This window comes from Nonomuraea sp. NPDC050547 (assembly GCF_044457345.1).
Taxonomy (GTDB): domain Bacteria; phylum Actinomycetota; class Actinomycetes; order Streptosporangiales; family Streptosporangiaceae; genus Nonomuraea.
This window is the reverse complement of sequence record NZ_JBITGW010000011.1, coordinates 363,754-377,726: the sequence shown is the minus strand read 5'-3', so window position 1 is coordinate 377,726 and position 13,973 is coordinate 363,754. Positions and strand designations below refer to the sequence as shown.

The following is a 13,973-nucleotide window of genomic DNA, read 5'->3' as shown; positions in this document are numbered from 1 at the left end:
GGGCCCCTGGGGGGGGGCGGGCCCCCCGGGGGGGGTTTTTTTTGGGGGGGCGCGGGGGGGGGGCCCCCCGGGGGGCCCCGGGGGGGGGGGGGCCCCCGGGGGGGGCCCCCCCCCCCACGACCTCGGGGTCACGGTCTCCGCCCTCATGTCGGTCTCCGCCGACCCGCCGCTGGTGCTGGTCTCCCTGACCAGCCGCGGTTACCTGGCCGAGGTACTGCTGCGCCAGGACCTCTGGGCCGCCTCCCTGCTGTCGTCGGGGCAGGCGGCCGTCGCCAGCCGGTTCGCCACGGCCGGGCGCCCGTCGGCGCGGCATCTGGTGGCCGGCGTGCCGCACCACCGCGGGCCGCGTACCTCCGCGCTGATCGTCGGGGGCGGGGTGGCCGCGCTGGAACTGGAGACCGTCCGGGTGGTTCCGGCGGGCGACCACACGTTGTTCGTGGCCGGGGTGCTCGCCGTCGACTACGTGACCCCCACTGTCGACCCTCTGGTACGGCTGCGCGGCCGCTACCGCCCGGTCTGACCCCTCTTCTCCGATCCCCGGCTGGGAGGCCGCATGCCGTTCGCCGAAAGGACTTTTATTCTTGACAATTTCTTTTGTCGCTAGAACACTGGAGGCAAGCGACCCCCAGACAGGGAGAAGACCATGAGCACCGTTCGTTCCCAGGACGGCACGACCCTCGCCTACGACCGGATCGGCGAGGGGCCCGCGCTGGTCATCATCGGCGGCGGCGGCGCCACCGACCGCTCCGTCAACGCGCCGCTGGCCGGCCTGCTGGCCGACTCGTTCACGGTGTACAACTACGACCGGCGCGGCTCCGGCGAGAGTGGCGACACCGAGCCGTTCACCGTCGAGCGCGTCTACCAGGACCTCGACGCCGTCATCCGGGAGGCCGGCGGCCAGGCGTACGTCTTCGGCTCCTCCGGCGGCGGCATCATCGGGCTGGAGGCGGTCCTGAACGGGCTCCCCATCACCAAGCTGGCCGTCTGGGAGGCCCCGTACATCATCGACGACTCCCGCCCGCCGGTGCCCGCCGACTACCTCGACCGGCTCGTCGCGCTGCGCGAGCAGGGCCGCAGGGGCGACATGGTGGAGCTGTTCCTGACCGCGGCGGTCGGGCTGCCGGCCGAGTTCGTCACCCCGATGCGCGGCATGCCGATGTGGCCCGGCATGGAGAAGGCCGCCCACACCCTGATCTACGACGCCATGGTCGTCGGCGACTTCTCCCTGTCCGCCGAACGTATGGCCGGGGTGGCGATCCCCACCCTGGTCCTCGACGGCGGCACGATGCCGTGGGCCACGAACTCCGCCGAGGCCCTCGCCGCCGCCCTTCCCGCCGCGCGGCGCGAGACGCTGGCCGGGCAGCCGCACAACGTCGACGCCGGCGCCCTCGCCCCGGCGCTGCGCTCCTTCTTCGCGTCCTGACTTCGAGTTTTTACCCGATGTCGGATCCGGCGGGCAGGGCGAAGGATTGGCACGGCCAGGTCCATCCTGACCTGGGTAAATACTGAAATATCCGGAAGCTTTACTCGCCAGTAGGCGTTCCCCCAAAACGCACAAAGGGGGGTAAACGCGTGAGCCTTCGCGCGCGCAGCTGCGTCATCGCCGGGCTGGTGTCCACTGTTCTTGCGCTGGTGTTGTGCACCGGCCTGGCCGTCCAGGGATATCGCTCGGAGATCGACAGCGTGACCGACCAACTGGCGACCGCGGCCCGGCGGCTGGCCATACTGGCGAGCGAGAACGCGCTGCCGAACCCGATCCCGTCGGTCAGCGGCCAGAGCGTTCAGGTGGTCGCCGAGGGCGGGAAGGTGCTCGGCAGCACGCCCGACCTGGCCGGGCAGCCGCCGCTGACCACACAGCTCCCGCCCCAGGACGACTTCCGCTGGGACGGCGTCGTCCGGCACGACGGCCGCGAGCTCATCGTGGTCGGCTTCACGATCACCCCCACGAACGCCGCCTCCGACCTGTCCGTCTACGTCGCCACCCCCAAACCCGGCTACCTCTACGACTGGCCCGCCCTGCTCGGCCTGCTCGTCGCCGCCGCCGTCGGCACCGCCGGGGTGATGGTGCTGACGTGGGTACTGGTCGCGCGCGCGCTCAAGCCCGTCGAGGCGATCACGGCCGAGCTGGAGGAGATCACCGGCAGCCACCCCCACCGGCGTGTGCCGGAAACCGGCCGCCACGACGAGATCGCCGCCCTCGCCGTCACCGTGAACCAGACCCTCGACCGGCTCGACGGCGCCCTCAGCCAGCAGCGCAGCTTCGTCGCCGACGCCTCCCACGAACTGCGCAGCCCCATCACCGGGCTGCGCGCCGAGGTCGACCTGGCGCTCATGGAGACCCGCGGCGACGGTCCCGAGCACGCCGCCCTCGAAGCCGTGGACCGCGCGGCCGACCGGCTGCAACTCCTCGTCGAGGACCTGCTCGCCGTCGCCAGGCTGGACGCCGGGATGGAGCCCCGGCCCGAGCCGGTGGACCTGGCCGAGCTGACCCGCGACGAGCTGGCCAGGCGGCATCCGGCCAAGAAGCTGCTGACCGAGCTGGAGAACGGCGTCGTCGTCGAGGGCGACCGGCTTCAGCTCACCCGCGTGCTGGTCAACCTGCTGGACAACGCGATCCGGCACGCCGACAGCACCGTCCGGCTCGTGGTACGCGGCGACACCTGTGCCGAGCAGGCCGTGCTGGAGGTCAGCGACGACGGCGACGGGCTCGCGCCGGACGACCGCGAACGGGTGTTCCAGCGCTTCACGCGGCTCGCCGAAGGACGGACCAGGGATCCGGGCGGCAGCGGGCTCGGGCTGCCGATCGCGCGGGAGATCGCCACCCGGCACGGCGGGACGCTCCGGGTCGAGGATCGTTCCCGGTTCGTCCTGCGGTTGCCGCTTCTGACCCGCTCGGCGGTGTCCGCCGGCCGTCACGGCGAGCAACCACGTCAGACTGCCTGACGACACCTCCCGACCCGCCCGCCGGCGTCGGCGGGGGGTGTGGGGGCGGCTTGCCGTAACTCAGAAGATCAGCGGATCTCGTACCAGGCGGGCAGGGCGAGCGGGCCCTGCGGCGGGAGGCCGAGCTCGGCGGAGAGCCGGGCGAGCGGACCCCAGGCCTCCAGGCGCATCCGCGTGAGGGCCGCGGCGCGGTCCTCACTGGAGTCCGGCCCGCGCAGGCGCTCCAGCGGGTTCAGGCGGGGGTAGGTGCGCACGGGCGCGTCGTCGGCCAGCCCGGCGCGCTTGCGGGCCAGCACCAGGGCGTCCTCCAGCCCGCCGAGCTCGTCGACCAGGCCGCCTTCGAGGGCGTCGGCGCCGGTCCAGACGCGGCCGCGGGCGAGCTCGTGCGCACGTTCGCGGGTGAGTTTGCGCCCCGTGGCCACCTTGCCCACGAAGTCATCGTAAATACGGTCCAGCCAGGCGTTGACCCGGTCCCACTGCTCCGGGGAGAACGCCCGGGACGTCGAGAACATCCCCGCGTTGGCCCCCTGGGAGATCAGCTCGGAGCTGACCCCGACCTTCTCCAGCAGTTCCGACAGGACCGGCTTGCCGCCGAACACCCCGATCGACCCGGTCAGCGTCCCCGGTTGCGCGACGATGACGTCGGCCGCCATCGCGACGAAGTACCCGCCCGACGCCGCCACGTCACCCATCGACACGATCACCGGCTTGGTCTTGCGGGTCAGTACGACCTCCCGCCAGACCGTGTCAGAGGCGACATACGACCCGCCGGGGCTGTCGACGCGGAACACCACGGCCTTGACGTGCTCGTCCCTGCGCGCCGCCCGCAGCGCCGCGGCGATCGTGTCCGACCCCATCGCGCCACCGCCGCCGCCGAGCGGGCTGCGCCCGCTGCGGCCCATCCTGATCGGCCCGCTGCCGTGCACGAGCGCGACCGTGTCAGCCCCGGGGTGAGGCAGCTTCCGTACGGCCGGCGCCTTCGCGTACCGCGACACGAACAACAGCATCGAGTCGGCGCCCGCGGCCTTCTTGACCTCGTCGTAGACCTCGTCCCGGTAGGCCAGCCGGTCGACCAGCCCGGCCTCGACCGCCTCGTTCCCGATGAACGGCCCCCGGTCGACCAGTTCCCTGACCTTCTCGGGATCCAGCCGCCGCCCGTCCGCGATCCCGGCCACGACCTGCTCGGTGACCGACTCGGCGATCCGGGTCATCGACTCGCGGTGCGGCTCGGTCATGTGGTCCTGGGTGAACATGTTGGCCGCGGTCTTGTACTCGTGCCGCTGCGCGCCTTCGTAGGCGATGCCCAGCTTGCCCAGGGCGTTCTTGATGAAGCGCGCCTCCAGCGCGACGCCGGTGAGTCCCACGTCGCCGCTCGGCTGGAGGTAGACCCGCTCGAAGGCGGAGGCGAGGTAGTAGGGGACGGTGCCGTTCCCGAACTCGCCGAACGTCTCGGAGAAGGCGACGGTCAGCTTCCCCGAGGCGCGGAAGTGGATGACCGCCTGGCGCAGTTCCTGCACCATGGCCAGGCCCAGCGGCTGTCCGCCGATCTTCACGATCAGCGCCTTGACCCGCGAGTCGTGCCTGGCCCGCTTGAGCCCGCCGAGCACGTCGGCCAGGCGGGGCTTGCGCATGGACAGCAGCGCGGAGAGCGGATCCGCCGGAGGCCCTTCGGTGAGCCCCTCGGTGAGATCGAGCTCCAGCACGAGCGGGGCGGTGCGCCGCTGGCGAAGCTTGTCGACGGTTTCGAAGATCGCCTTGCCTGGGTCCATATTTCACACCCTAAGCGACATGTCCCTCTCCGGGGCGGCACCCCGGAGAGGGACGGCGATCAGTCGTTCCTTACTTGTTGACGTGCCGGTAGAGGAAGACGGCCGACTTCTTCAGCTGCGCCGTCGTCGCCTTGCCGGTCCGGTGCTTCTCGGCGATCGTGATCGCCTTCTTCAGCGTGGTCGTGCCGTGCACCTTGGCCGAGGAGTTGTACACGCCGTGCGCGTAGTTCAGCCACGCTGCCAGCAGTTCCCGGTCGAGCAGCGCCTTGCCCGCCTTCGACTTCGTGTTCAGCACCTTGTACGCGCGGGCCAGGGTGTCGGCCTTGGTCGCCTCGGGGAAGACCTTGCTGCCGTTCTGCGCGATGGACAGGTAGCAGATCAGCGTCTTGTCCGACAGCGAGCCCTTGGTCTTCAGCATCTCCGTGGCCCACGCCTTGGAGCTGAGCGGCTTGGTGCCCTTGCCGCGCTCGCAGGTGTCGGGGACCGGCTCCGGGTTCGGGTCGATCGAGATCGGGTCCGGGTCCGGCTGCGAGGTCGGCGTCTTGGTCGGCGTGGGGGTGGGCGTCGGCGTGACCGTGGCCGTGGGGGTCGGCGTGGGCGTCACGGTCGGCGTCACGGTCGGCGTCGGCGTCGGCGTCGGCGACTGGGTCGGCTTCGGCGGGGTGGCCTTGGCCAGGTCGATCCGCGGCGTGGTGACCTGGGGGCCGCCTTCGGCCGAGTAGGTGATCGGCTTGCCGGTGGTGCGGAGCTTGGCCAGGATCTGCGCCGGGCTGTAGGCCGGGTAGGCCTGCTTCACGACGGCGAAGGCGCCCGCGACGTGCGGGGCGGCCATCGAGGTGCCGTTCTTGTTGCCGTAGACGTTGTTCGGCACCGAGGAGTTGATGCCGACGCCCGGCGCGAACAGGTCCAGCAGCGCGCCGCGGTTGCTGAACGGCGCGACGGCGTCGCCGTCGTCGGTGGCGCCCACGCTGACGGCGGAGGAGATGCAGGCGGGGCTGCTGACGCCGTCCTGGAACCCGGAGTTGCCCGAGGCGATGACCGTGGCCACACCGAGCGCCGCGAGCGCGTCGATGTTCGGCTTGATGGCGGCGGCGTCGCCCGTGTCACAGGGCGCGGTGAACTTCACGTTTCCGCCCAGGCTCATGTTGACCGCGACGACGTTGTTCGCCGTGGCGACCGTCGCCAGGTACTCCAGCGCCAGCTTCTGGTCGGAGTTGAAGCTGAGGTAGCAGGGCGCCGGGATGCCGAAGCCTTCGCAGACGCTCGCGGTGACGATGCGGCTGAAGACCTGGATCGGCATGATCTTGGCCTCGGGGGCCACGCCGTTGGCCGGAGCGCCCGCGGTCTTCTTGCCGGCCGCGATGCCGGCCACGTGGGAGCCGTGGGAGCACTGGTTGACGCCGGCGGCGATGCACCGCTGGGTCTCGGCGTTGGCCGCGCCCGGCCCGATCTGCTCGTCCTTCTTGTTCGGGCAGAGCGACTCGGACTTGTACTCGTCGTTCTGGAAGTTCGAGGAGAAGCACGCGTCGCCGACCAGCCGGCCCGCGAGGAAGGGGTGGTCGCTGTCGACGCCGGTGTCCAGGACGGCGACGGTGTGGCCCTTGCCGGTCCAGCCGGCCTCGTTCGCCTTGTCCGAGCCGATCAGCTTGGTGCTGGCGTCGAGCGTGGCCGCGCTGAGCTCGTCCTTCTGGATGGACCTGATGCGCTTGTCGTTCTTCAGCGCCGAGAGCGTCGCCGCGTCCACCTCCGCGACGAAGAACTTCGCCGAGGCGTCATCCTCGATCACGTCGGCCTTGGCGGACGCCTTCTCGGCGGCGGCCGCGACGTCCTTGACGCTGGCGCCGGGCGTCAGCTCGATGATCGCGCGGACGGCTTCCGTCTTCGCTTCCTGCCTTAACTCCGCGCTGACGACCGGGTCAGCGGTGGCCGCCTGGGCGGCCGGGGCCACCACGAGTGCGGCCGAGGTCGCTGCCAGCGCGACCGCGCCGGCGAGCAGAGACCGTAGTCTCACTGTTCCTCCGAGGGTAGGCGCCCGCCCGGACACGCAGGCAGGCGTGAGGCAGTGGGACGCCGTCAGCGGCGTGGCGCGCCGAAGCAGAGCTCTGATATTGGAAAGCCCCCCAATAGCTCATGCGCCGATTTGACTGATGACAGCCGGAAAAATCCCCACATGTGATGGTCGTGGGGCCTGAGCTTACTGAGGGGCCTACGAGGTTTGGGAGTTTGAGATGGCTCCGTTATGCGGATATCGGCAGTTCCGGATGATTAGCTGCCCTTTAGGGTTTTTGTGGACTTTGTAAGCTGAGCTGCCGAGGACTTGGCGCTCAGGCGGACCTTCTCCGCTGACTGGAGGGTCTGGAGGGAGCCGGTGCCGTTCGACCAGTTCAGCCATCCCCTCAGCAACGCCGCGTCCAGCTTGGCCCGCGCGCCTGACGTGCCCTTCAGCACCCGGTACGCCGTTCCCAGCGACGAGGCCTTGGTCACCTCGGGGAAGACCTTGCTGGCCTTGCCGACCATGCGCAGGTAGCAGGTGAGCGTGGTGTCCGGGATCGTGCCGGTGTTGCGGTGGATCTCCACGGCCCACTGCTTGCCGGTCAGCTTCTTGCCGGCCGTTCCCCGCTTGCAGACGGCCGCGGGCGGGGTGGCCTTCACGGTCACGGTCACCGTCACGGTGGGCAGCGGGACGGGGCTGGGCTGGGGGTTGTCCGGCTGGGGCTCGGGGGAGGGGCCGCTGGGGTCCGGGTCGGGGTTTCCCGGGTCAGGGTTCTCCGGGTCCGGGTCCTCCGGGTTTCCCGGCGTGGGGGTCTGCTCGATCGGCGGGCCGGGGGTGGCGCCGGTCAGGGCGGCCTGCAGGTCGAGGCGTGGCGTGGTGACACCGTCGTAGGCGTAGGGGCGGCCGGTCGTCCTCAGCTTCTCGATCAGCTCCGGCATCGGCGCCTGCGGGTTCTGCGCCTTCAGTACGGCCAGCGCCCCCGCCACATGCGGCGCGGCCATCGAGGTGCCGCTGTAGGACGTCATCTGGTCGTCGGGGACCGACGACTCGATGTCCACGCCCGGCGCGAACAGGTCCAGCAAAGCCCCGCTGTTGGAGAAGTCGGCGACCCTGTCGCCGTCGTCGTTGGCGCCGACGGCCACGGTCGAGGAGACGCAGGCCGGGTAGGAGGCGCCGGTGAAAGACTCGTTGCCCGCGGCGACCACCGTGGCCACGCCCTTCGCCAGCAGGTCGTCGACCTTGGGCTTGAACGCGGCGCCCTCCTCGCTGTCGTCGCAGGAGGTCATCGTCGGCCAGCCGCCCAGGCTGAGGTTGACCGCGGCGATCGGGCGGGTGGCGGCGAGCGTGGCGACGTGGTCCATGGCCAGGCGCAGCGAGGACTCGTAAGCCCCCAGGCACGACGGCTCGCCGCAGGTCTCCGCGTCGTTGATGCGGCTGAACACCTGGACCGCGATGATCCCGGCCCCGGGCGCCACGCCGCCGCTGCCCGCGGCGATGCCGGCCACGTGGGTGCCGTGGTCGCAGATGTTCGCGCCGCCGAGCACGCACTTGTCGATCTCGGCGTCGGCCGCGCCGGGGCCCACCTGGGTCGTCGAGCCGTTCGGGCACAGCGATTCCACGCCCTGGTCGACGGCGGAGAAGCAGGCTTCGTCGACGATGCGGTTCTGGAAGAACGGGTGGTCGCGGTCGATGCCGGTGTCCAGGACGGCGATCGTCTGGCCGGCGCCGGTGAAGCCCTGCGCGTGGGCCTGGTCGGCGCCGATCTGCTTGAGGCTGGAGGAGAGCGTGGGCGGGTAGGCGCGGTCGCGGCGGACGGCGGTGACTCTCGGGTCCTCGGCTAACTTCGCGAGCTCTTCCGCGGTGCCGTTCACGACCACGAACGGCTGCGTCGCCGGCTGGAGAACGACCTCCACGTCGCTCTGCGCGGCGGCGCCGGCGATCGGGGCGTTCTGGGCCGGGTCGGTCAGCTCGACGATGGCGCGTACCGGGCCGGTGCCGACGGCGATGCTCTCTTCGAGCTTGTCGGAGGCCGGGGGCGGGTCGTCGGCGAAAGCGGGGGTGGCCGGGAGTACGGCGAGCAGGGCCGCTGCCGCGATCAGGCGTCGAAGTCGCACTCGTCCTCCGATGGGGGATGATCTCGGAGTTTAGGGGGAATTGCCCCGCAAGCCCAGAGGTGCCCCTGAGGTGGTGCGCGCAATCTGAGGCCCCCTCGCCTGGCAGGGGGCTGAGGGGGCCTCAGATTGCTGGGGGGAAGCGTAAGGATGACCGGCTTGTCGGGGCAATGGGTGAAGATCCCTTTTAAGCCTCACTTGAGCTTCCGTTAAGGTGCCTTTTCCGAGCCCTCCTCAAGTTCTGCGGACTCTGCGGACTCTGCGGACTCTGCGGGCTGGCCTTCGCTGTGGAGCCACACCGCGCCCAGGGGCGGCACCCGCAGCACCGTCGAGTACGGCAGGCCGTGCCGCGACTCCTCGACCGCCTCCACCCCGCCGAGATTGCCCACCCCGCTGCCCGCGTACTCGTAGGCATCGGTGTTGACGACCTCTTCCCACCGCCCGCCGTACGGCAGGCCGAGCCGGTAGTCCTCGTGCGGCGCCCCGCTGAAGTTGACCACGCACGCCACCGCCGCCCCGTCGGCCGCGTAGCGGACGAAGGAGAAGGTGTTGCCGGAGGCGTCGTCGGCGTCGATCCAACGGAACCCCTCGGGCGAGCAGTCCTGCTCCCACAGCGGCGGCGTCCGCCGGTAGACCTCGTTGAGGTCGCGCACCAGCTTCTGCACGCCCTTGTGCCCGTCGAACTCCAGCACCCACCAGTCGAGCCCGCGTTCCTCCGACCACTCCGAGCCCTGGCCGAACTCGCCGCCCATGAACAACAGCTGCTTGCCCGGATGCGCCCACATGAACGCCAGCAGCGCCCGCAACTGCGCGAAGCGCTGCCACTCGTCGCCGGGCATCTTGCCGAGCAGCGAACCCTTGCCGTGCACGACCTCGTCGTGGGAGAGCGGGAGCACGAAGTTCTCGCTGTAGGCGTACATGAGCGAGAACGTCATCTGATGGTGGTGGTACTGGCGGAAGACCGGCTCGTGCCGGAGGTAGGCGAGCGTGTCGTGCATCCAGCCCATGTTCCACTTGAAGCCGAAGCCGAGGCCGCCCAGGTGAACCGGCCGGGAGACCCCCGGCCAGGCGGTCGACTCCTCGGCCACGGTCGAGATGCCCGGCGTCTCCCGGTAGGCGACGGCGTTCATCTCCTTCAGGAACTCCACCGCGTCGAGGTTCTCCCGCCCGCCGAACACGTTGGGCGTCCACTCGCCCTCGCGGCGCGAGTAGTCGAGGTAGAGCATCGAGGCCACCGCGTCCACGCGCAGCCCGTCGATGTGGAACTCCTTGAGCCAGTAGACCGCGTTGGCCACCAGGAAGTTGCGGACCTCGGTGCGGCCGAAGTCGAAGACGTAGGTGCCCCAGTCGGGGTGCTCGCCGCGTGCCGGGTCGGCGTGCTCGTACAGCGGGGTGCCGTCGAAGCGGGCCAGCGCCCACTCGTCCATGGGGAAGTGCGCGGGCACCCAGTCGAGCAGCACGCCGATCCCGGCCTGGTGCAGCCGGTCAACGAGGTGCCGGAACTCGTCGGGCGTCCCGAAACGCGCGGTGGGCGCGTAGTAGGAGGTGACCTGGTAACCCCAGGAGCCACCGAAGGGATGTTCGGCCACCGGCATGAACTCGACATGCGTGAAGCCCATCTCGCTGACATAATCCGTCAGCTGTTCGGCCAACTCGCGATAGCCAAGTCCGGGTTTCCACGAACCGAGATGCACCTCGTACACGCTCATCGGCCGCTGCTGCGCCGGTTCGGCGGCGCGCTCGTCCATCCACCGCGTGTCGTCCCAGGTGTAGTCCGACTGCTCGACCACCGAGGCGGTCTGCGGCGGCGTCTCGGTCCGCCTGGCCATCGGGTCGGCCTTGTCGCGCCACACCCCGTCAGCCCCGAGGATCTGGAACTTGTAGCGCTGCCCCGCCCCCACACCCGGCACGAACAGCTCCCACACCCCCGACCGCCCCAGCGAGCGCATCGGATGCCCGGCGCCGTCCCAGTGGTTGAAGTCGCCCACGACCCTGATGCCGCGCGCGTTGGGCGCCCAGACGGAGAAGGCGGTCCCCTCCGCCTCCTCGTGGGTCATCACCCTCGCGCCTAGCGCCTCCCAGAGCCGCTCGTGGCGGCCCTCGCCGATCAGGTGCAGGTCGATCTCGCCCAGCGTGGGCCAGTAGCGGTAGGGGTCCTTCGTCTCGTACGGCTCGCCGCCCCCATAGCGGATCCGCAACGTGTACCCGGGGACCTTGTCCAGGCCGGGCACCATGACCTCGAACACCCCGTGCGCCACGTGCTCCATGACATGCGAACCGCCGTCGTCGAGCACCACCTCCACCCGCTCGGCCAGCGGGCGCAGCGTACGGAAGGTGACCCCGCCGCCGCCGGGGTGGGCGCCGAGGATCGAATGCGGATCATGATGTGCCCCGCCCGCGAGGCGGTCGAGCTCTGTCCTCATCGGCATGCTCCCCACAGTGCCCTACGACGGCCGTCTGCCTCAGCCCCTGCCCGCTTTCACGATGGGAATCCCCGAAAGTGCGAAATCTCGGCATCGCAATACAGATGACCTGGTGCCCAGGTACTCGACATACTGACGCAACCCCCATCCAGACGCACGAGGACCCGCCATGCACCCCTTACATCAAGAGCGCCCGATGTCACCCGTGAAACCCGTCCGCGGAGCGGCCGGGCTCGCCGTCGCCCTGCTCGCCGTCGACTCCGTGGTCGGCCTGGCCGCGGCCGGCGTCGACCTGTGGGTCGCCTCGCTCATGGACCAGGTCATCGCCGACCCCTCCTCGGTCACCGAGGCCGAGCTGAACGGCGCGGACGTGATCTTCGCCGGGTCGGGTCTGGTCGAGATGGCCGCCCGCCTGGCCGCCATCGCCGGATTCCTGTTCTGGCTCTTCCGCGTGCGCGACAACTCCGAGGAGCTCAGCCCCGAGCCTCACCGGCACTCGCGCAGGTGGCTGACGTTCGGATGGGTCGTGCCCATCGTCAACCTCTGGTTCCCCAAGCAGATCGTGGACGACATCTGGATCGCCTCCACGCCCGGCGGGGTCCAGGGCGTCGGCCTGGGCCACGCCCGCCGTCCCGGCCTGGTGTGGGCCTGGTGGCTGGCGTGGCTCTGCGGATGGCTGGGCGGGAACGTGGCCGGGCGGCTGCTGTTCGCCGGGGATGAGCCGGAGACCCTCGCCCGCGCCGCCCGGTTCGACGTGTTCAGCATCGCGCTGTACTGGATCGCCGCCGCGCTGGCCGTCGCGGTCATCCTGAGGATCACCGCGATGCAGGAGGCCGGCCGTACCGCGGCTAGTGCGGGTTCTTCGCCGTCACATCCCGTGGCGTGATGCGGAAGCCCTGCCAGTGGACCGGCATCGGGTCGGCGTCCTCGTCCCTGGCGACGTGGTGGTAGCCGACGTTCACCCAGATCACCGGGTCCTTGACGCGCTCGCGGCCGGCGTACTGGTCGACGGACTTGCCGCATTTGGGAGCCACGTTGTAGGTGGCCAGGCGTTCGCAGGAGCGGTACTGGGTCACGTAGAGGTCGGCGCGGGTGAACGCCTCGTCCGCCGGGCCGCGGTACTGCGCGCTGTCGGAGTTGTTGATCTCCCAGCTGACCGGGTGGAGATCGGTGTTGCGCACCTTCGGATCGACCACGCGCCACCAGCGCATCCGCCGGTTGACCGCCTTGGTCTCGCGGCGTAGGACGGTCCGCTTCAACGCCCGCTTCTTCGTCCTGTCGCCCGCGAAGTCGTACTGCTCCACGACATCGCGGGAGGCGCCCTGGATGTCGAAGTCCATCCGCCAGAACACGTTGTGGCTGTGGGACTCCTCGAAGTGCCTGCCGCCCACCCCGATCGGCCAGCCGTGCTTGGGCGCCGTCGTGGTGCCCGCCAGCGAGCCGGTCGCGCCCACGCGCGGCGTGATCGAGCCGTCGTCGCCGAAGACGAACTCGGCGATGTAGGTGTACCAGCCCACCTGGTAGGCCGACAGCACCACGAGCTCGCGCCCCTGCTTCGACCTGCGCAGCGCCGGGTCGCCGAAGCCGTCCTTGAGGTAGGCGTGGCCGCGCGGCCTGGTCGTCACGCACACCACCTGCCTGCGCCGCTCGCCGCCCGGACAGTCGGCGTCGGTGAGCGGGATCGCCGCCGAGCCGAGCGAGCCGATGTCGTGGTAGCGCGGCTCGCCCGAGTCGTACGGCACGTGGATCTGCGCCAGCGCCGCGCTCCGCAGCACGCTCACGGCCGGCGATCCCTTGGGCGTGTACGTGACCCGGTTGAGCGTCAGCCCCTCGATCGTGCGCATCTCCCAGCACAGCTGCCAGCGCGCGCCGCCGGGAAGCTCCCGATCGATCAGGTACGGCGAGCCGCACGGACGCTCCGCGGGAGCCGTACCGGAGGCGAGGGGCGTGACGGAACCGGCGGCGGCCACGAAGACCGCCAGAGCGAGTTGCAGGAACAAGTCACCACTCCAGGGTGTGAACCTTCTTGGCGGACAGGTCGATGACGATGCGGCTGGTGTCGAGGTGCTTGCCGTCGGGCAGCCGGACGAACAGCCGCACGCACCGGTGGGTGGCGCACGGCCCTCCGGGCTGGGAGTAGATGAGCCCGCGCAGCCCCAGGTCGGCGGCCGAGCGCAGCTCGCGGCCCGCGGCCTTGGCGTAGGCGCGCCGCACGCCCCTGCCGAGCTTGGGGTGGGCCAGCAGCAGTTCGGCGGCGGCCGTCTCCTCGCGGGGGGAGGGCGGCGGCTGCACACCCTTGTCCCGGGTCTCCCTGACGATCTTGTTGTCGCCGAGGTCGACCGTGCGCACGATCAGCGAGTCGTCGGCGTAGTCGTAGAGGTAGGCCTCCGCCCGCCGGTCGTCCTCGGCCTTGTCGTCGTCGCGCTCGACGTAGAGCAGTTCGACGCGGCCGGCCTTCATGTGCTCGTGGGAGGGCCCGGTCGCGATCGCGCCCGCGCGGCTGATCTCGCCGGGGGTCAGCGGGTCGCCGGGCGAGGGCGTCGTCCGCGCGGTCCGCGCGGCTTCCGGGGCGTCTTCGCCGGCCAGCAGGACGGCCGCGCCGGCGAACAGCGAGATTCCGGTGGCCGCGGCCGCCACCACCACAACGCGCCGCATGCCGCCTCCTTACCCTTCGTTAGACAATGCCTACGAAGAGTAGTGGTTGGTGGTGTTGTCCCGGCCGGCAATCGCCGAT

10 protein-coding genes are annotated in these 13,973 nt (G+C 70.6%); 4 read left to right on the top strand and 6 right to left on the bottom strand.

Annotated features, from left to right (window positions below):
• The 3 genes from ACIBHY_RS28270 to ACIBHY_RS28260 all read left to right on the top strand — a co-directional run.
• Positions 1-520, top strand: a 520-nt coding sequence (locus ACIBHY_RS28270) for a flavin reductase family protein (protein ID WP_397308164.1), incomplete at its 5' end; no start/stop codon positions are given.
• Between the two features lie 123 nt (positions 521-643).
• Positions 644-1,423, top strand: coding sequence for an alpha/beta fold hydrolase (locus ACIBHY_RS28265; RefSeq protein WP_397308163.1), 780 nt, complete (start codon positions 644-646; stop codon positions 1,421-1,423).
• A 149-nt stretch (positions 1,424-1,572) separates the two neighbouring features.
• Positions 1,573-2,943, top strand: coding sequence for a sensor histidine kinase (locus ACIBHY_RS28260; RefSeq protein ID WP_397308162.1), 1,371 nt, complete (start codon positions 1,573-1,575; stop codon positions 2,941-2,943).
• A gap of 68 nt (positions 2,944-3,011) precedes the next feature.
• On the opposite strand, the gene sppA is transcribed toward ACIBHY_RS28260, so the two are convergent.
• From sppA to glgB, 4 genes are all read right to left on the bottom strand, one after another.
• Positions 3,012-4,712: a signal peptide peptidase SppA gene (gene sppA, locus ACIBHY_RS28255; protein WP_397245202.1), complete on the bottom strand. Its 1,701-nt coding sequence runs from the start codon at positions 4,710-4,712 to the stop codon at positions 3,012-3,014.
• 70 nt (positions 4,713-4,782) lie between these two features.
• Complete coding sequence (locus ACIBHY_RS28250) at positions 4,783-6,723, bottom strand: S8 family peptidase (RefSeq protein WP_397308161.1); 1,941 nt, start codon at positions 6,721-6,723, stop codon at positions 4,783-4,785.
• A gap of 254 nt (positions 6,724-6,977) precedes the next feature.
• A complete protein-coding gene (locus ACIBHY_RS28245; protein ID WP_397308160.1) occupies positions 6,978-8,819 on the bottom strand; it encodes a S8 family peptidase in 1,842 nt (613 codons plus the stop codon).
• A gap of 206 nt (positions 8,820-9,025) precedes the next feature.
• Positions 9,026-11,239 carry a 1,4-alpha-glucan branching protein GlgB gene (gene glgB, locus ACIBHY_RS28240; protein WP_397308159.1) on the bottom strand — a complete coding sequence of 738 codons (2,214 nt, stop codon included), beginning with the start codon at positions 11,237-11,239 and terminating at the stop codon, positions 9,026-9,028.
• 196 nt (positions 11,240-11,435) lie between these two features.
• Here glgB and ACIBHY_RS28235 point away from each other — a divergent pair, with 196 nt between their 5' ends.
• Positions 11,436-12,125 carry a DUF4328 domain-containing protein gene (locus ACIBHY_RS28235; RefSeq protein ID WP_397308158.1) on the top strand — a complete coding sequence of 230 codons (690 nt, stop codon included), beginning with the start codon at positions 11,436-11,438 and terminating at the stop codon, positions 12,123-12,125.
• Here ACIBHY_RS28235 and ACIBHY_RS28230 read toward each other — a convergent pair.
• Positions 12,088-13,239 (bottom strand): copper amine oxidase, encoded by a 1,152-nt coding sequence (locus ACIBHY_RS28230; protein WP_397245192.1) that lies wholly within the window; start codon positions 13,237-13,239, stop codon positions 12,088-12,090. The genes ACIBHY_RS28235 and ACIBHY_RS28230 overlap by 38 nt on opposite strands.
• Position 13,240: 1 nt before the next feature.
• Positions 13,241-13,894: a hypothetical protein gene (locus ACIBHY_RS28225; RefSeq protein WP_397308157.1), complete on the bottom strand. Its 654-nt coding sequence runs from the start codon at positions 13,892-13,894 to the stop codon at positions 13,241-13,243.
• Positions 13,895-13,973: the final 79 nt, after the last annotated feature.